The sequence below is a fragment of the Pseudomonas sp. HMWF021 genome (genome assembly GCF_003061005.1).
Classification (GTDB): Bacteria; Pseudomonadota; Gammaproteobacteria; order Pseudomonadales; family Pseudomonadaceae; genus Aquipseudomonas.
This window is the reverse complement of record NZ_QAIK01000107.1, coordinates 135064-152232: the sequence shown is the minus strand read 5'-3', so window position 1 is coordinate 152232 and position 17169 is coordinate 135064. Positions and strand designations below refer to the sequence as shown.

17 protein-coding genes and 1 pseudogene are annotated in these 17169 nt (G+C 61.1%); 13 read left to right on the top strand and 5 right to left on the bottom strand.

Annotated elements, in window-relative coordinates; genetic code table 11:
- A pseudogene (locus DBR18_RS29235) lies at positions 1–91 on the bottom strand (thermonuclease family protein); the annotation flags it as partial.
- An 11-nt stretch (positions 92–102) separates the two neighbouring features.
- Positions 103–318 carry a 50S ribosomal protein L31 gene (gene rpmE / locus DBR18_RS14905; protein WP_007968345.1) on the bottom strand — a complete coding sequence of 72 codons (216 nt, stop codon included), beginning with the start codon at positions 316–318 and terminating at the stop codon, positions 103–105.
- A 289-nt stretch (positions 319–607) separates the two neighbouring features.
- Between rpmE and DBR18_RS14900 the strand changes: the two genes are divergently transcribed.
- From DBR18_RS14900 to DBR18_RS14850, 10 genes are all read left to right on the top strand, one after another.
- On the top strand, positions 608–2827 hold the full coding sequence (locus DBR18_RS14900) for a primosomal protein N' (protein ID WP_108590874.1): 2220 nt from the start codon (positions 608–610) through the stop codon (positions 2825–2827).
- A gap of 214 nt (positions 2828–3041) precedes the next feature.
- Positions 3042–4778 carry an arginine--tRNA ligase gene (gene argS / locus DBR18_RS14895; protein WP_108590873.1) on the top strand — a complete coding sequence of 579 codons (1737 nt, stop codon included), beginning with the start codon at positions 3042–3044 and terminating at the stop codon, positions 4776–4778.
- A 1-nt stretch (position 4779) separates the two neighbouring features.
- Positions 4780–5487, top strand: a complete 708-nt coding sequence (locus DBR18_RS14890; RefSeq protein ID WP_007968349.1) for an SPOR domain-containing protein — start codon at positions 4780–4782, stop codon at positions 5485–5487.
- Positions 5488–5704: 217 nt separating this feature from the next.
- Positions 5705–6235, top strand: a complete 531-nt coding sequence (gene hslV, locus DBR18_RS14885) for an ATP-dependent protease subunit HslV (RefSeq protein ID WP_007968352.1) — start codon at positions 5705–5707, stop codon at positions 6233–6235.
- A gap of 55 nt (positions 6236–6290) precedes the next feature.
- Positions 6291–7628: an ATP-dependent protease ATPase subunit HslU gene (hslU, locus tag DBR18_RS14880; RefSeq protein WP_007968354.1), complete on the top strand. Its 1338-nt coding sequence runs from the start codon at positions 6291–6293 to the stop codon at positions 7626–7628.
- Between the two features lie 125 nt (positions 7629–7753).
- A complete protein-coding gene (locus DBR18_RS14875; protein ID WP_108590872.1) occupies positions 7754–8131 on the top strand; it encodes a gamma-butyrobetaine hydroxylase-like domain-containing protein in 378 nt (125 codons plus the stop codon).
- 257 nt (positions 8132–8388) lie between these two features.
- Positions 8389–10068 carry a class II poly(R)-hydroxyalkanoic acid synthase gene (gene phaC / locus DBR18_RS14870; protein WP_108590871.1) on the top strand — a complete coding sequence of 560 codons (1680 nt, stop codon included), beginning with the start codon at positions 8389–8391 and terminating at the stop codon, positions 10066–10068.
- 139 nt (positions 10069–10207) lie between these two features.
- On the top strand, positions 10208–11062 hold the full coding sequence (phaZ, locus tag DBR18_RS14860; RefSeq protein WP_108590870.1) for a poly(3-hydroxyalkanoate) depolymerase: 855 nt from the start codon (positions 10208–10210) through the stop codon (positions 11060–11062).
- A gap of 139 nt (positions 11063–11201) precedes the next feature.
- Positions 11202–12884, top strand: a complete 1683-nt coding sequence (gene phaC / locus DBR18_RS14855; RefSeq protein WP_108590869.1) for a class II poly(R)-hydroxyalkanoic acid synthase — start codon at positions 11202–11204, stop codon at positions 12882–12884.
- Between the two features lie 30 nt (positions 12885–12914).
- The gene (locus DBR18_RS14850; RefSeq protein WP_108590868.1) at positions 12915–13535 is read left to right on the top strand and encodes a TetR/AcrR family transcriptional regulator; all 621 of its coding nucleotides are present in this window, start codon (positions 12915–12917) and stop codon (positions 13533–13535) included.
- A gap of 145 nt (positions 13536–13680) precedes the next feature.
- On the opposite strand, the gene DBR18_RS14845 is transcribed toward DBR18_RS14850, so the two are convergent.
- The 3 genes from DBR18_RS14845 to DBR18_RS14830 all read right to left on the bottom strand — a co-directional run bounded on the left by DBR18_RS14845 (position 13681) and on the right by DBR18_RS14830 (position 15556).
- Positions 13681–14598: a phasin family protein gene (locus tag DBR18_RS14845; protein ID WP_108590867.1), complete on the bottom strand. Its 918-nt coding sequence runs from the start codon at positions 14596–14598 to the stop codon at positions 13681–13683.
- Between the two features lie 10 nt (positions 14599–14608).
- Positions 14609–15031, bottom strand: a complete 423-nt coding sequence (locus DBR18_RS14840; protein ID WP_108590866.1) for a phasin family protein — start codon at positions 15029–15031, stop codon at positions 14609–14611.
- Between the two features lie 249 nt (positions 15032–15280).
- Positions 15281–15556, bottom strand: coding sequence for a polyhydroxyalkanoic acid system family protein (locus tag DBR18_RS14830; RefSeq protein WP_108590865.1), 276 nt, complete (start codon positions 15554–15556; stop codon positions 15281–15283).
- A 154-nt stretch (positions 15557–15710) separates the two neighbouring features.
- On the opposite strand from DBR18_RS14830, the gene ubiE reads away from it, so the two are divergent.
- The 3 genes from ubiE to DBR18_RS29230 all read left to right on the top strand — a co-directional run.
- Entirely contained in the window at positions 15711–16481 is a 771-nt protein-coding gene (gene ubiE / locus DBR18_RS14825; protein ID WP_007961779.1) for a bifunctional demethylmenaquinone methyltransferase/2-methoxy-6-polyprenyl-1,4-benzoquinol methylase UbiE, read from the top strand.
- Positions 16481–17104, top strand: coding sequence for an SCP2 domain-containing protein (locus DBR18_RS14820; RefSeq protein WP_108590864.1), 624 nt, complete (start codon positions 16481–16483; stop codon positions 17102–17104). The genes ubiE and DBR18_RS14820 overlap by 1 nt, the downstream gene beginning before the upstream one ends.
- The coding region (locus DBR18_RS29230) for a hypothetical protein (RefSeq protein ID WP_256588711.1) at positions 17101–17169 on the top strand (69 nt) is incomplete at its 3' end. The genes DBR18_RS14820 and DBR18_RS29230, both read left to right, overlap by 4 nt.

The window sequence follows — 17169 nt, the reverse complement described above, 5'->3', positions numbered from 1 at the left end:
GGGCGCCGGACAGCCAAATCGCGGACACAAAAAAGGCGCCCACAAGGGACGCCTTTTTCATCAGCCTGGAGAAACCGTCGAGATTTTCCAGAATGACCAATCTTACTTCTTGGCGCCGAAGGCACCGAAACGGTCGGCGAACTTCTGAACGCGACCACCGGTGTCCAGAGTCTTCTGCTTACCGGTGTAGAACGGGTGGCACTCGTTGCAAACGTCGATCGCCAGGGCTTTGCCGAAGGTCGAACGGGTTTCGAACTTGTTGCCGCAGCTGCAGGTTACTGCAACTTCTGGGTAATTCGGGTGGATATCAGCTTTCATGATGTCTTCCTCAGCTAGCGTGCCGCCACCCAACACGATTGTTGAATACCGCACGTAATTAGGCCGCGGATTCTACCAGACAATGTCAATCGCGCAAGCTGTCCCTGAGACCGACCGTCTGCTAGGCTCCCGGCCCAATACGCGATTCCCTGTAGGAGTGAGCCTGCTCGCGATAGCGGTCTGGCATTCCAGATTTTTGTCGTCTGACACACTGCTATCGCGAGCAGGCTCACTCCTACAGGGTTATGTGCCTGGTCCCTTTACCGCCTGCTGATCGAGATCCCCCCGCGTGCCCGACGCCATTCTGCGCCTCGCCCTGCCTTCGCCTCTGCGCCGCCTGTTCGATTATCGGGCGCCGGCCGGGGTATCGCGTGCCCAGTTGCAACCGGGCATGCGCTTGCGTGTACCGTTCGGGCGCCGGGAAATGATCGGGATCCTGGTCGAAGTCACCGACACCAGCGATGTACCGCTGGAAAAACTCAAACCGGCGCTGGCCCTGCTCGATGCCGAGCCGCCGCTGCCGCCCGCACTGTTCAAGCTGTGCCTGTGGACGTCGCAGTATTACCAGCACAGCCTCGGCGACACTCTGAGTTGGGCGCTGCCGGTGCTGCTGCGTCAGGGCGAACCGGCCGAAGCCCGTCAGGAACGTTTCTGGTCGGTCGCGCCCGGCGCCAGCCTTGATGATCCGCGCATCGCCCGCGCCCCACGGCAACGTGAAGCATTGTCGACGCTGGCGCAGCACCCCCACGGCGTGGCCCATCAGCTGCTGAGCAAACTGATGCTGAGCAAAGACAGCCTCGACCTGCTGCTGGCCAAAGGACTGGTGCAGGTGGAAATCCGCCGGCATGCACCCGGCGTGCGCCATGAACACTGGCTGGCGCAACCGGAGCTGCCGCTCAACACCGAACAACGCGCCGCTTACGAAGCGATCCGCGCCGGGTTCGACAGTTATCACGCGTTTCTGCTGGCCGGGGTCACCGGCAGCGGCAAGACCGAAGTCTATTTGCAGCTGATCCGCGAGACACTCGAAGCGGGCAAACAGGCGCTGGTGCTGATCCCCGAGATCAACCTCGGCCCGCAGACTCTGGCGCGTTTCGAACAGCGCTTCAACGCCCGCATCGCCCTGCTGCATTCGGCGGTCAACGACCGTGAGCGTCTCGACGCCTGGCTCGCCGCCCGCGACGGTGAAGCCGACATTATTATCGGCACCCGCTCGGCGCTGTTCACACCGATGAAGAATCCGGGGCTGATCATCATCGACGAAGAACACGACGGCTCCTATAAACAGCAGGAAGGCCTGCGCTACCACGCCCGGGATCTGGCACTGGTGCGTGCGCGCCAGGAAAACATCCCGATCGTCCTCGGCTCCGCCACGCCGTCGCTGGAAAGCCTGCACAACGCCTACACCGGTCGTTATGGCCTGCTGCGTCTGAACGAGCGCGCCGGTGGCGCCAGGCAGCCACGATTCCTGCGGCTGGACGTGAAAAGCCGCCCGCTGGACAGCGGCATTTCCGGGCCGATGCAGCAAGCCATCGGCCAGACCCTCGCAGCGGGCCAACAGGTGCTGGTGTTCCTCAACCGCCGTGGTTTCGCGCCGACTTTGCTGTGCCACGATTGCGGCTGGATGTCCGAATGCTCACGCTGCGACGCGCGGATGACCGTGCACCAGCGCTACGGCGAGCTGCGCTGCCATCACTGCGGCAACGTCGAACGCACGCCGCGCCAGTGCCCCAAATGCAACAAGGTCGATCTGCGACCGGTGGGCGCCGGCACCGAACGCGCCGAGGAACGCCTGGCAATTCTGTTCCCGGACTACCCGGTGCTGCGGGTCGACCGCGACAGCACCTCGCGCAAGGACGCGATGAATCAACTGTTCGCAACCATTCAGAAGGGTCAGCCGTGCATTCTGGTCGGCACCCAGATGCTGGCCAAGGGGCACCACTTCCCCCGGGTCACGCTGGTGTCGATTCTGGATGCCGACGGCGGCCTGTTCTCCGGCGACTTCCGCGCCAGCGAGCGCATGGCGCAGTTGATTGTGCAGGTGGCCGGGCGCGCCGGCCGGGCCGAGGAGCCGGGCAAGGTGATCATCCAGACCCACCTGGCCGACCACCCTTTACTGGTGCAGTTGACCGAACAGGGTTACTTCGCCTTTGCCGAGCAGGCCTTGAGCGAACGCCGCGCGGCGGGGTTGCCGCCGTTTTCACACCTGGCGCTATTGCGCGCCGAAGCGCACAAGCCGGGGCAGGCCGAAGGTTTTCTCGATGAAGCGTGCAGCGCCGCCGAGCGTTTGCTGGCCGAGCAGAATCTGGGCGGGATCGAACTGCTCGGACCGGTGCCGGCGCCGATGGAGCGCCGTGCGGGACGCTATCGTGCACAGCTGTTGGTGCAGGCGGCGGCGCGGGCACCCTTGCATCGACTGCTCGCCAGCTGGTTGCTGGAGCTGGAGCAGATGCCGAGCGGGCGGGCGGTGCGCTGGTCGCTGGATGTCGATCCGGTGGATTTGTACTAGAAGATCAAAAGATCGCAGCCTGCGGCAGCTCCTACAGGGGAACACGCTCGATTCTGTAGGCGCTGCCGCAGGCTGCGATCTTTTGCTTTTAATGTCACCACATATCCACATCCTGCCTGCTAAGGTTGGCAAGCCCGTCTTCGCAACGGATAATGCCCAGTTTTTCCACCCGCGCATCGATGCGCCGCCGCGCTTGCGGTCGAAAGAGAAGACCATGAAAGACACCATTCGCCAGCTGATCCAACAAGCCCTCACCCAACTCGTCAACGAAGGTGTGTTGCCTGAAGGCCTGACGCCGGCGATTCAGGTGGAGAACGCCCGTGACAAGACCCACGGCGACTTCGCCAGCAACATCGCCATGATGCTGGCCAAGCCTGCGGGCATGAAGCCGCGCGATCTGGCAGAGAAAATCATCGCCGCGCTGCCGGCCGACGAGAACGTCACCAAGGCCGAAATCGCCGGTCCAGGCTTCATCAATTTCTTCCAGAACACCCAGGCCCTGGCCTCGCGCCTCGACGCCGCCCTGGCTGACGCACATGTTGGCGTGCGCAAGGCCGGCCCGGCGCAGCGCACCGTGGTCGACCTGTCGGCGCCGAACCTGGCCAAAGAAATGCACGTCGGCCACTTGCGCTCGACCATCATCGGCGACGGCGTGGCTCGTGTGCTCGAGTTCCTCGGCGACGAAGTGATCCGCCAGAACCACGTCGGCGACTGGGGCACCCAGTTCGGCATGCTGATGGCTTACCTGCAGGAAAACCCGATCACCAGCGACGAGCTGTCGGATCTGGAAAACTTCTACCGCGCCGCCAAGCAGCGTTTCGACGAATCCGAAGAATTCGCCGACCGCGCCCGTGGTCTGGTGGTCAAGCTGCAGGCCGGCGATGCCGAATGCCTGGCGCTGTGGACCCGGTTCAAGGACATCTCGCTGTCGCACTGCCAGAAGATCTACGAACTGCTCAACGTCAAACTGACCATGGCCGACGTGATGGGCGAAAGCGCCTACAACGACGACCTGATCAACGTGGTCAACGACCTGAAAGCCGCGGGCATGCTGGTCGAGAGCAACGGCGCCCAGTGCGTGTTCCTCGACGAGTTCAAGAACGCCGACGGCGACCCACTGCCGGTGATCATCGTCAAGGCTGACGGCGGTTACCTGTACGCCACCACTGACCTGGCAGCCGTGCGCTACCGCAGTGGCAAGCTGAAGGCCGATCGCGCGCTGTATTTCGTCGACCAGCGTCAGGCCCTGCACTTCCAGCAAGTGTTTGCCGTGGCGCGCAAGGCCGGTTTCGTGACCCATCCGATGGAGATGGAGCACATGGGCTTCGGCACGATGAATGGCGCCGATGGCCGTCCGTTCAAGACCCGTGACGGCGGCACCGTGAAGCTGATCGACCTGCTGACCGAAGCCCAGGAACGCGCCTACAACCTGGTCAAAGAGAAAAACCCGGAACTGGCCGAAGACGAACTGCGCAACATCGCCAAGGTCGTCGGCATCGGTGCGGTGAAATACGCCGACCTGTCCAAGCACCGCACCAGCGACTACAGCTTCAACTTCGACCTGATGCTCAACTTCGAAGGCAACACCGCGCCGTACCTGCTGTACGCCTACACCCGTGTCGCCGGTGTGTTCCGCAAACTGGGCAAGGACTTCAGCGAAGTCGAGGGCCAGATCGTCCTCGAAGCGGCGCACGAGCAAGAGCTGGCGGCGAAACTGGCGCAGTTCGGCGAAGTGCTTAACAGCGTCGCGGAAAAAGGCACGCCGCACATCCTCTGCACCTACCTGTATGACGTCGCCGGCCTGTTCTCCAGTTTCTACGAGAACTGCCCGATCCTCGCCGCCGAAACGCCGGTCCAGATGCAGAGCCGTCTGCGTCTGGCCGCGCTGACCGGTCGTACTCTCAAGCAAGGCCTGGAACTGTTGGGCCTGGAAACTCTGGAGCGCATGTAAGTTGGCTGCCAAGAAAAAACCTGCACCCAAGCGTGGCGCCAGCCGTTACCAAGCTCCTGCAAAGCAACCGATCCCGGGCTGGCTGTGGATGGCCATCGGTCTGACGGTCGGTGCGTTCATCGTGTTCCTGATGAAACTGGAGCCGGGCAAGGGCAGCGACACGGTCAAGCGCGAGAAAGTCGAGCAGGCGCAGCAGCAGAAAGCGTCGAAGATCGCCGAGGCCAACAAGACCCCGCCGAGCCCGACGCAACCGGTGAAGCCGAAGTACGACTTCTACACCCTGCTGCCGGAATCGGAAGTGATCGTGCCGCCGGACGCCGTACCGGAGAAAACCCTGCCGACGCCGCAAGTGCCGACCACGCCGGTGACCCCGGCGGAAGCGGCGAAGATCGACACCGCGCGCGCTCAGGCTGCGCTGTCGGGCATCACCCCGCCGCCAGCGCCACCGGTGGCGAAAGCGGCGCCAGTGACCAAGTTCTTCCTCCAGGCCGGTTCGTTCCGCAAAGAGGCGGACGCGGACAAAGTGCGGGCACAGATCATTCTGCTCGGCCAGGCTGTGGCGGTGGAATCCGGCACGGTGAAGGATGAAACCTGGTATCGCGTACTGGTCGGCCCGTTCAGCAACCGCGAACAGCTGACCACGGCGCAGAAACAACTGGCCGGCAGCGGCTTCAGCAATCTGCTGTTACAACAACGCCAGAGCCGCTGACTTAGCTCCCACAGGCAACACCAACCCCCTGTAGGCTGCCGCAGGCTGAAATCTTTTGATTTGTTTCAAGATCAAGATCAAAAGATCGCAGCCTGCGGCAGCTCCTACAGGGGGTCACCGCTCGTCTCCTCTGTGCGCCCCCGGTTGAAATCTTCTCCAGCACCCCCATATGAATGGGCATAAGGCATTTTCGCCCCGCTGCGTGGAGACTCTTCCCTTGACCACCATCGTTTCAGTCCGCCGCCACGGCAAAGTCGTCATGGGCGGCGACGGCCAGGTTTCTCTCGGCAATACCGTGATGAAAGGCAACGCGAAGAAAGTTCGTCGCCTGTACCACGGTCAGGTCATTGCCGGTTTCGCCGGTGCCACCGCCGACGCCTTCACCCTCTTCGAACGCTTCGAAGGCCAACTCGAGAAACATCAGGGCCACCTGATCCGCGCCGCTGTCGAACTCGCCAAAGAATGGCGCACCGACCGTTCCCTGAGCCGCCTCGAAGCCATGCTCGCGGTCGCCAACAAGGACGCCTCGCTGATCATCACCGGCAACGGTGACGTGGTCGAACCTGAAGACGGCCTGATCGCCATGGGTTCCGGCGGCGCCTACGCGCAAGCCGCCGCCAGCGCGCTGCTGAAAAAGACCGACCTGTCGGCCCGTGAGATCGTCGAAACCGCCCTCGGTATCGCCGGCGACATCTGTGTATTCACCAACCACACCCAGACCATTGAGGAGCAGGATCTCGCTGAATAAGCCTGACGCGGCCTAAGTGCCACGGCTTGTTTCTGCTTGAGGACCGTCAATTATTATGTCCATGACTCCCCGCGAAATCGTCCACGAACTCAACCGCCATATCATCGGCCAGGACGATGCCAAGCGCGCCGTCGCGATTGCCCTGCGCAACCGCTGGCGCCGCATGCAGCTGCCTGAAGAGCTGCGTGTTGAAGTGACCCCGAAGAACATCCTGATGATCGGCCCGACCGGTGTCGGTAAAACCGAGATTGCCCGTCGCCTGGCGAAACTGGCCAACGCGCCGTTCATCAAGGTCGAAGCGACCAAATTCACCGAAGTCGGCTACGTTGGCCGCGACGTCGAGTCGATCATCCGTGATCTGGCCGACGCCGCAATCAAGATGCTCCGCGAGCAGGAAATGACCCGCGTGCGTCACCGCGCCGAAGACGCTGCCGAGGACCGTATCCTCGACGCACTGCTGCCACCGGCACGCATGGGCTTCAGCAACGAAGAAGCGCCGAGCAGCGACTCCAACACCCGTCAGCTGTTCCGCAAGCGCCTGCGCGAAGGCCAACTGGACGACAAGGAAATCGAGATCGAAGTCGCCGAAGTGGCCGGCATCGAAATCGCCACGCCACCTGGCATGGAAGAAATGACCAGCCAGTTGCAGAACCTGTTCGCCAACATGGGCAAGGGCAAGAAGAAGGCCCGCAAGCTCAAGGTCAAGGAAGCGCTGAAACTGGTGCGCGACGAAGAAGCCGGGCGTCTGGTCAACGAAGAAGAGTTGAAGGCCAAGGCCCTGGAAGCGGTCGAGCAGCACGGCATCGTGTTCATCGACGAAATCGACAAGGTCGCCAAGCGCGGCAATGTCGGCGGCGCCGATGTGTCCCGTGAAGGCGTACAGCGCGACCTGCTGCCGCTGATCGAAGGCTGCACCGTCAACACCAAGCTGGGCATGGTCAAGACCGACCACATCCTGTTCATCGCTTCCGGTGCGTTCCACCTGAGCAAGCCGAGCGATCTGGTGCCTGAGCTGCAGGGTCGTCTGCCGATCCGTGTCGAACTCAAGGCGCTGAGCCCGGAAGACTTCGAACGCATCCTCAGCGAGCCGCACGCTTCGCTCACCGAGCAATACTGCGCACTGCTGAAAACCGAAGGCCTGAACATCCAGTTCCAGCCGGAAGGCATCAAGCGTCTGGCGGAGATCGCCTGGCAGGTCAACGAGAAGACCGAGAACATCGGTGCCCGTCGCCTGCACACGCTGCTTGAGCGTCTGCTGGAAGAGGTGTCGTTCAGTGCCGGCGACCTGGCCAGCGCGCATGACGACAAGCCGATCCTGATCGACGCTGCGTACGTCAACAGCCATCTGGGCGAATTGGCGCAGAACGAAGACCTGTCCCGTTATATCCTGTAGGTCACCTTCCCTGTAGGAGCTGCCGCAGGCTGCGATCTTTTGATTTTGATTCATAAAAGACAAGATCAAAAGATCGCAGCCTGCGGCAGCTCCTACAGGGGTTCATCACAGTCGGATGACCTGCAATGACCACTATTCCTACCGACATCAAACTGCACAAAGCCTCGAAAACCCTGACGCTCAAATACGCGTCCGGCGAGGAGCACACCCTGCCCGCGGAATTCCTGCGCGTGCATTCCCCTTCCGCCGAGGTCCAGGGCCACGGCAAACCGATCCTGCAATTCGGCAAGCTCAATGTCGGCCTGACCGCACTGGAACCGGCCGGTCACTACGCACTGAAACTGACCTTCGACGACGGTCACGACAGCGGCCTGTTCACCTGGGAATACCTCTACGAGCTGGGGCGACGTCATGACGCACTCTGGGCCGATTATCTGGCCGAGCTCAAAGCAGCCGGGAAAACCCGCGATCCGGACGAGTCGATCGTCAAGCTGATGCTCTAGTCCGAGACTCTTGCTCTTTAGAGGGCATTTTCTAAATTCATCTGTTTGAATGCTGCGCCAAGTGGTCGAGGATCGGCCGCTTGCGAAAAAAATTAAACTCGGGTAACCAATGGAGCTGGCAAGTTCCCTGCAGTGCTCTACGACTGTAAAGCAGCTATGCAGAATTAACGGTCACCCGAGCAGTAGTACCTGGCATTCGCTGTGGAACTGCACAGCACAACACCGGGTACTCGTCTCAGGACAATGGAGCGTCGTAGATGAGTAACAAGAATAACGATGACCTGAAGTATCAAGCCTCGGAAAACACCCTGGGGCTTAATCCCGTCGTTGGGCTGCGCGGAAAGGATCTGCTGGCCTCTGCTCGAATGGTGCTGACCCAGGCCATCAAACAACCGATCCACAGCGTCAGGCACGTGACCCATTTCGGCCTCGAACTGAAGAACGTGCTGTTCGGCAAATCCGAACTGCAACCGGCCAGCGATGATCGTCGCTTCGTTGATCCGGCGTGGAGTCAGAACCCGCTCTACAAACGTTATCTGCAAACTTACCTGGCGTGGCGCAAGGAGCTCCACTCCTGGATCGACGACAGCAGCCTGTCCCCCAAAGACATCGCACGCGGCCACTTCGTGATCAACCTGATGACCGAAGCCATGGCCCCGACCAACACCGCGGCCAACCCGGCAGCGGTCAAACGCTTCTTCGAAACCGGCGGCAAAAGCCTGCTCGATGGCCTCTCGCATCTGGCCAAGGATCTGGTGCACAACGGCGGCATGCCGAGCCAGGTCAACATGGGCGCGTTCGAGGTCGGCAAGAGCTTGGGCGTGACCGAAGGCGCGGTGGTGTTTCGCAACGACGTGCTGGAGCTGATCCAGTACAAGCCGATCACCGAGCAGGTGCACGAGCGCCCGCTGCTCGTGGTGCCGCCACAGATAAACAAGTTCTATGTGTTCGACCTGAGCCCGGACAAGAGTCTGGCGCGCTTCTGCCTGCGCAATAACGTGCAGACCTTCATCGTCAGTTGGCGCAACCCGACCAAAGCCCAGCGCGAGTGGGGTCTGTCGACCTATATCGATGCGCTCAAGGAAGCGGTCGACGTGGTCACGGCCATCACCGGCAGCAAAGACGTGAACATGCTCGGCGCGTGTTCCGGCGGCATCACTTGCACCGCCCTGCTCGGCCACTACGCCGCCCTCGGCGAGAACAAGGTCAACGCCCTGACCCTGCTGGTCAGCGTGCTCGACACCACCCTGGACAGCGACGTCGCCCTGTTCGTCGACGAGCAGACCCTGGAGACCGCCAAGCGCCACTCGTATCAGGCCGGCGTGCTCGAAGGCAAAGACATGGCCAAGGTCTTCGCGTGGATGCGCCCCAACGATCTGATCTGGAACTATTGGGTCAACAACTACCTGCTGGGCAACGAGCCACCGGTGTTCGACATCCTGTTCTGGAACAACGATACGACTCGACTGCCGGCCGCGTTCCACGGCGACCTGATCGAGATGTTCAAAAACAACCCACTGATCCGCCCCAATGCACTGGAAGTGTGCGGTACGCCGATCGACCTCAAGCAGGTCACCGCCGACATCTTCTCGCTGGCCGGCACCAACGACCACATCACCCCGTGGAAGTCCTGCTACAAGTCGGCGCAGCTGTTTGGCGGCAAGGTCGAGTTCGTGCTGTCGAGCAGCGGGCACATCCAGAGCATCCTGAACCCGCCGGGCAACCCGAAATCGCGCTACATGACCAGCGAAGGCATGGCCGCCAATGCCGATGACTGGCAAGAGAACTCGACCAAGCACACCGATTCCTGGTGGCTGTACTGGCAGGCGTGGCAGGCCGAGCGCTCGGGCAATCTGAAAAAGGCACCACTGAAACTGGGCAACAAGGCGTATCCGGCAGGCGAGGCCTCGCCGGGCACTTATGTACATGAGCGGTAACTGACACCTCGCCCTCCCTGTAGGAGCTGCCGCAGGCTGCGATCTTTTGATCTTGTTTTTTACAATCAAAATCAGAAGATCGCAGCCTGCGGCAGCTCCTACAGGGGAGCGGGATGAATTAATTCACAGGGCCTGAAGCATGCCGCAACCGTTCATTTTCCGTACCGTCGATCTGGATGGGCAGACCCTCCGCACCGCGGTACGCCCCGGCAAGCCTCATTTGACGCCCTTGCTGATTTTCAATGGCATCGGCGCCAACCTGGAGCTGGTGTTTCCGTTTGTCGCGGCGCTGGACCCGGATCTGGAAGTGATCGCTTTCGACGTGCCCGGTGTCGGCGGCTCGTCGACGCCGAGCCGGCCATATCGCTTTCCCGGTCTGGCGAAGCTGACCTCGCGGATGCTCGATTACCTCGACTACGGTCAGGTCAACGTCATTGGCGTGTCCTGGGGCGGCGCGCTGGCGCAGCAGTTTGCTCACGACTATCCCGAGCGCTGCAAGAAACTGGTGCTGGCAGCGACCGCCGCCGGGGCTTTCATGGTGCCGGGCAAACCGAAAGTGCTGTGGATGATGGCCAGCCCCCGGCGCTACATCCAGCCGTCCCACGTGATCCGCATTGCGCCGCTGATCTACGGCGGCTCGTTCCGCCGCGACCCGACCCTGGCCGCCAGCCATGCGGCGAAAGTGCGCTCGGCGGGCAAGCTTGGTTACTACTGGCAACTGTTCGCAGGCCTCGGCTGGACCAGCATTCACTGGCTGCACAAGATCCATCAGCCGACGCTGGTGCTGGCCGGTGACGACGATCCGCTGATCCCGCTGATCAACATGCGCATGCTCGCCTGGCGCATTCCCAACGCCCAGCTGCACATCATCGACGACGGTCATCTGTTCCTGATCACCCGCGCCGAAGCCGTGGCGCCGATCATCATGAAATTCCTCGAGGAGGAACGGCAACGCGCCGTGATGCACCCGCATCCGACCCCGTTGGGCAGTTAAACCGCAGCGGCAGGCTTTATGCAGGGCTTTATACAAAACGCGTGGCAGGACGCCGCGCAGGCAGCAACCCGTAACAGCGACTATGGTGTTCTGGTTCGGTGAGTTTGTTTTTGACCTGAAGACGAAGGAGTGTTGAGTCATGCGCGACAAACCTGCGACGGGCGTGGTGCCCAGCCCCGCCGTGTTCATCAATGCACAGAGTGCAATGACCGGCCTGCGTGGCCGCGACTTGCTCTCCACGTTGCGCAGTGTCGCCGCCCACGGTCTGCGCAACCCGCTCCACAGCGCGAAACACGCCTTGAAACTCGGCGGCCAGCTCGGCCGCGTGCTGCTCGGTGAAACCCTGCACCCGACCAACCCGCAGGACGCGCGGTTTGCCGACCCGGCGTGGAGCCTAAATCCGTTCTACCGGCGTAGCCTGCAGGCGTATCTGGCCTGGCAGAAACAGGTCAAGAGCTGGATCGATGAAAGCAGCATGAGCGAGGACGACCGCGCCCGCGCGCACTTCGCGTTCACCTTGCTCAACGATGCCGTCGCACCCTCCAATACCCTGCTCAATCCACTGGCGGTGAAGGAACTGTTCAACTCCGGCGGCCACAGTCTGGTGCGCGGCCTGAGCCATCTGTTCGATGATCTGCTGCACAACGATGGCCTGCCGCGCCAGGTTACCAAGCAGGCGTTCGAGGTCGGCAAGACCGTCGCCACCACCACCGGCGCCGTGGTGTTTCGCAACGAGCTGCTGGAGCTGATCCAGTACAAGCCGATGAGCGAAAAACAGTACGCCAAGCCGTTGCTGGTGGTGCCGCCGCAAATCAACAAGTACTACATTTTCGACCTCAGCCCGCACAACAGCTTCGTCCAGTACGCGCTGAAAAACGGCCTGCAGACTTTCATGATCAGTTGGCGCAACCCGGACGTGCGCCACCGTGAATGGGGCCTGTCGACCTACGTCGAAGCCGTGGAAGAAGCGATGAACATCTGCCGGGCGATCACCGGCGCCCGCGAGGTCAACCTGATGGGCGCTTGCGCCGGGGGCCTGACCATCGCCGCGCTACAGGGGCATCTGCAGGCCAAGCGGCAACTACGGCGGATCTCCAGTGCGACTTATCTGGTCAGCCTGCTCGACAGCGAGATCGAAACCCCGACCACGCTGTTCGCCGACGAACAGACCATCGAAGCAGCCAAACGCCGCTCCTATCAGCGAGGCGTGCTCGACGGTCGCGACATGGCCAAGGTGTTTGCCTGGATGCGGCCCAATGATCTGATCTGGAGCTACTTCGTCAACAACTACCTGCTCGGCAAGGAGCCGCCAGCCTTCGACATCCTCTACTGGAACAACGACAACACCCGCCTGCCCGCCGCCTTCCATGGTGACCTGCTGGACTTCTTCAAGCACAACCCGCTGACCCACCCGGGCGGGCTGGAAGTATGCGGCACGCCGATCGATCTGCAGAAAGTCACCGTCGACAGCTTCAGCGTGGCCGGCATGAACGACCACATCACGCCGTGGGACGCGGTGTACCGCTCGACCCTGCTGCTCGGTGGCGAGCGGCGCTTTGTACTGTCCAACAGCGGGCACGTGCAGAGCATCCTCAACCCGCCGAGCAACCCGAAGGCCAATTACGTCGAGAACGGCAAGCTGAGCAGCGACCCGCGCGCCTGGTACTACGACGCCAAACGGACTGATGGCAGCTGGTGGCCGCAGTGGCTGGAATGGATTCAGCAACGCTCCGGCATACAGCACGAGACCACGTTTACCCTCGGCAATCCGAACTATCCACCGATGGAGGCAGCACCCGGCACCTACGTGCATGTGCGCTGACGCTTAACCGAACTTTTCTAAGAAGACTGGATGAAAACCCGCGACCGGATTCTCGAATGTGCCCTGCAACTGTTCAACGAAAAGGGTGAGCCCAACGTCTCCACCATGGAGGTTGCCAACGAAATGGGGATCAGCCCCGGCAACCTCTATTACCACTTCCACGGCAAGGAGCCGTTGATCCTCGGCTTGTTCGAACGTTTCCAGAATGAACTGGCGCCACTGCTCGACCCTCCCTCGGATGTCGAGCTGGCGCCGGAGGATTACTGGCTGTTTCTGCACTTGATTGTCGAACGTCTGGCGCAGTACCGCTTTCTGTTCCAGGACCTGTCGAACCTCGCCGGGCGCCTGCCGAAACTGGCCAAGGGCATTCGCAACCTGCTCAATGCACTCAAGCGTACGCTGGCGTCATTGCTGGCGCGGTTGAAGGCGGGAGGGCAGTTGGTCAGTGATACCCAGGCGTTGGGGCAACTGGTGGAACAGATCACCATGACCCTGCTGTTTTCGCTGGACTATCAACGGATTCTCGATCGCGAGGGCGAGGTCAAACTGGTGGTGTACCAGATCATGATGCTGGTGGCGCCGCATCTGCTGCCGCCGGTGAAAGTCGCCACCGAACGGATGGCCCTGCAGTATCTTGAAGATCACGAGTGACCCGGAATCAAAAGATCGCAGCCTGCGGCAGCTCCTACAGAAGTACACATTCCACTGTAGGAGCTGCCGAAGGCTGCGATCTTTTGATCTTCAAACAAAAACGCCCGACCTTCACAGGCCGGGCGTTTTGTTTTGTCCTGAAAAATCAGGACTGACTGGTTGGCGTCGACGGGGTCGATGCAGCAGTCGGGGTAGCTACCGGGGTCGGTGCAGTGGCCGAATTCGACGCGCTGGCCGGGGTTGCCGGGGTAGCAGGCTTGGCTGCCGGAGCTGCCGGTTTTGGCGCAGCGGCTTTCGGCGCGGCCGGTTTTTTCACTGCCGGTTTTTTCGCCGCAGCCGGTTTGGCCGCAGGCTTGGCAGCCGGTTTTGCGGCTGCGGTTTTCGCTGCTGGCTTGGCGGCTGGTTTTGCAGCGGACTTCGCCGCAGGTTTCGCAGCTGCCTTGGCGGCTGCAACCGGCTTGGCCGCTGCTTTCGCAGCAGGTTTGGCGGCAGCCGTTTTCGCTACGGATTTAACGGCTGCTTTAGCCTTCGCAACCGGTTTGGCAGCCGCTTTGACCAATGGCTTGGCCGCTGTTTTGGCTGCCGGTTTTGCCGCTGCAGTTTTAGCTGCCGGTTTGGTCGCAGCGGTTTTCGCCGCTACCGGACGTGCCTTCTCGCCAGTGAGTTTCTCGATCTGCTTGGTCAGGGTTTCGACCTTGCTGTGCAGCGCTTTGACTTCATTGCGGCTTGGCACACCCAGGCGCGAAATCGCGCTGTTCAGGCGCTTGTCGAAAGCCCCTTCCAGCTCGTCCCACTTGCCGAGTGCGCGATCTTTCACGCCGCTGATGCGCGACTTGGCCGAAGAAGCGGAATCCTTGGCGGCATCGACTTTCTTGCCGACTGCAGACTTGGTGAGCTTCTCGGCTTTCTCGCCGTCTTTGACCAGTGACTCGAAGAGCTTGCTGCCGTCAGTGTCGATCTTCGAGTACACGCCTAAACCAGCCAGCCAGATTTTGCGGGAGTAGTCTTCGACTTTCCCAATCCACGAGCTGCCTTCTTTATCGGTGTTCTTTTTACCAGCCATCCCGTTCTCCTTAAGATTTACGCGCGACGCGTTCGAGCAATGCCGTCAGCTCATCGAGCTTAGCAGAGAGTGCCTCAACGTCATGTTTAGACGGAATGCCGATACGATTCAAGGCGCTTGCTACACGGGAGTCGAACGCCTTCTCGACCTTGTCGAGCTGAACTTCGACGCGACCTTTGAACGAGCTGACTTCATCCCTGGCTTCGTCGATCTCGGCGTTGGCGGCTTCGAGTTTTTCGGTGACGGCTTTTTTGCCTTTCTTTTCAACAGTTTGACCAGCCTTGATCAGCTCTTGAAAGTAGTCGCTACCCTCTTGGCCGACCTTGGTGTAGGCACCCAGGCCTGCCAGCCAGATCTTGCGGGCATAGGATTTGACGTCGCTCAGAGCAGAAGTCGAAGCGTCGATTTTTTTCTTCAGAATGACTTTGGCCATGGTGCACCTCACGCGCAGAAGGTTTGAGGAACTGCCCGCAGATGTGTCGGGCTCAGGCACAAAGTAGGGAGAAAAATTAGAAACGGCACCCTAACAACTGACATAAACAGTCGGCAGGACAAACTCGAACCCTGTGGGAGCGGGCTTGCCCGCGATGAGGCCGGCACATCCAGAATTTTCGTAATCTGACCCACCGCCATCGCGGGCAAGCCCGCTCCCACAGGGATTCGGGATTCAGAAAAAAAGGCGTCAGACCAGGGCTTTATCCAGCGCCTTCTCGATCTCGGCTTTGATCATGCCGCTCATGGCCGACATCATGATGCCCAACTCCACGTCGACACGGATCGAATCGTCAGCCACATGCACCGCGCCTTTCACGCCCGAGCGCTTGAGGTTCAGGGTGTCGCCGGACCATTGCGGCTCCAGGCCATATTGATCGTGGAGTTTCTGCGCCAGCTTGTCGGCCTTCTCGCGGGCGGCTTCCTTGCCCAGGCTGTGGGCACGCTCAACACTGATTTTGGCCATCGAATGACTCCTGCTTGATGAATAGGTGACGGTAAATCTTGACCGCGTCTGCGGCAAATCGTCCCGAAGGTTGCCCATCTTACCTTTAGCCATTCCAAGACAAAGCATGGCTTGGGGATTAGAATGTCGCGCATTCTCTTTTGGTGACAGCGATATGACTGATCAGCGCAAAGGCAGCGATGCCGAACCCACCACTCACTTCGGCTTCAAAAACGTTCCGGAAAGCCAGAAAGCGGAAAAAGTCGCTGAGGTGTTCCACTCCGTAGCCGCCAAGTACGACCTGATGAACGACCTTCTGTCGGGCGGCATGCACCGTCTGTGGAAGCGTTTTGCGATCGAACTGTCCGGTGTGCGTGCAGGCAACCGCGTGCTCGATATCGCCGGCGGCACCGGTGATCTGACCAAAAAATTCTCGCACCTCGTAGGCCCGACCGGCCAGGTGGTGCTGGCCGACATCAACGAATCCATGCTCAAGGTCGGCCGTGACCGCCTGCTGGATCTGGGTGTGTCGGGCAACGTCGAATTCGTTCAGGCGGACGCCGAAAAACTGCCGTTCCCGGACAACCACTTCGACTGCGTGACCATCGCCTTCGGCCTGCGCAACGTGACGCATAAAGAAGACGCCCTGCGCTCGATGCTGCGCGTGCTCAAGCCCGGCGGTCGCCTGCTGGTGCTGGAGTTCTCCAAGCCGACCAACGCGCTGATGTCCAAGGCTTACGACGCTTACTCGTTCGCCTTCATGCCGCTGATGGGCAAGCTGATCACCAACGACTCGGAAAGCTATCGCTACCTGGCCGAATCGATCCGCATGCACCCGAATCAGGAAACGCTGAAGTCGATGATGGTCGACGCCGGTTTCGACCGCGTGACCTATCACAACATGACCGCAGGCATCGTCGCCCTGCACCGCGGCATCAAGCCCTGATGTTGCTCACCGGGCTGCTCGCCAGCGTCGAACTCGGTCTGAACCGGGTGCTGCGTCTCGACAGCACGGCGCTGCCGCGGCTGGCGCATCTGACCGGCAAGGTGATTGCCGTCGATTGCCGCAACCCGGCGCTGCACCTGTTCATCCTGCCCAGCGATGAAGGCCTGATGCTCGCCTCGCATTGGGAAACCGGCGTCGACTGCACCCTGCGCGCCCCGGCATCGAGCCTGGTGAAACTGGCCGTGAGCAAAGACAAGACCGCGGTGCTGCACGCCCCGGAAGTCGAGCTCGACGGTGACAGCGGCGTGCTGCTGGAGCTGGCCGGCGTGCTGCAGGACCTCGAGCTGGACTGGGAGTACGAACTCTCGCGCTGGCTCGGCCCGGTCGCCACGCAATTGGTCGGCGGTCATCTGCGCAGCCGCGCACGCTGGTATCAACAAGGATTTGCCAGCCTCAACCAGAACCTCGCCGAATACCTCGCCGAAGAATCGCGCACCCTCGTCGGGCAGCGCGAAGCCGAAGCGCGATTCAGCGAACTGGACCGGATCAAAGTTGATCTGGAACGTCTCGAGGCGCGCTTCGAGCGCCTTTCCCGATCCCTCGACCCAAGCGATAACGCATGAAGCTGCTTGCCGTCCGCCGTCTGTTGCGCATCCAGCGCGTCGTGATCCGCTACCGCCTCGATGAC

Bases quoted from the DNA above. Each gene is read 5' to 3' on its own strand.
- rpmE (WP_007968345.1), bottom strand. From the start codon at position 318: ATGAAAGCTGATATCCACCCGAATTACCCAGAAGTTGCAGTAACCTGC.
- argS (WP_108590873.1), top strand. From the start codon at position 3,042: ATGAAAGACACCATTCGCCAGCTGATCCAACAAGCCCTCACCCAACTC.
- DBR18_RS14875 (WP_108590872.1), top strand. From the start codon at position 7,754: ATGACCACTATTCCTACCGACATCAAACTGCACAAAGCCTCGAAAACC.
- DBR18_RS14850 (WP_108590868.1), top strand. From the start codon at position 12,915: ATGAAAACCCGCGACCGGATTCTCGAATGTGCCCTGCAACTGTTCAAC.
- DBR18_RS14845 (WP_108590867.1), bottom strand. From the start codon at position 14,598: ATGGCTGGTAAAAAGAACACCGATAAAGAAGGCAGCTCGTGGATTGGG.
- phaC (WP_108590871.1), top strand. From the start codon at position 8,389: ATGAGTAACAAGAATAACGATGACCTGAAGTATCAAGCCTCGGAAAAC.
- ubiE (WP_007961779.1), top strand. From the start codon at position 15,711: ATGACTGATCAGCGCAAAGGCAGCGATGCCGAACCCACCACTCACTTC.
- hslU (WP_007968354.1), top strand. From the start codon at position 6,291: ATGTCCATGACTCCCCGCGAAATCGTCCACGAACTCAACCGCCATATC.
- DBR18_RS14830 (WP_108590865.1), bottom strand. From the start codon at position 15,556: ATGGCCAAAATCAGTGTTGAGCGTGCCCACAGCCTGGGCAAGGAAGCC.
- DBR18_RS14840 (WP_108590866.1), bottom strand. From the start codon at position 15,031: ATGGCCAAAGTCATTCTGAAGAAAAAAATCGACGCTTCGACTTCTGCT.
- DBR18_RS14820 (WP_108590864.1), top strand. From the start codon at position 16,481: ATGTTGCTCACCGGGCTGCTCGCCAGCGTCGAACTCGGTCTGAACCGG.
- phaZ (WP_108590870.1), top strand. From the start codon at position 10,208: ATGCCGCAACCGTTCATTTTCCGTACCGTCGATCTGGATGGGCAGACC.
- phaC (WP_108590869.1), top strand. From the start codon at position 11,202: ATGCGCGACAAACCTGCGACGGGCGTGGTGCCCAGCCCCGCCGTGTTC.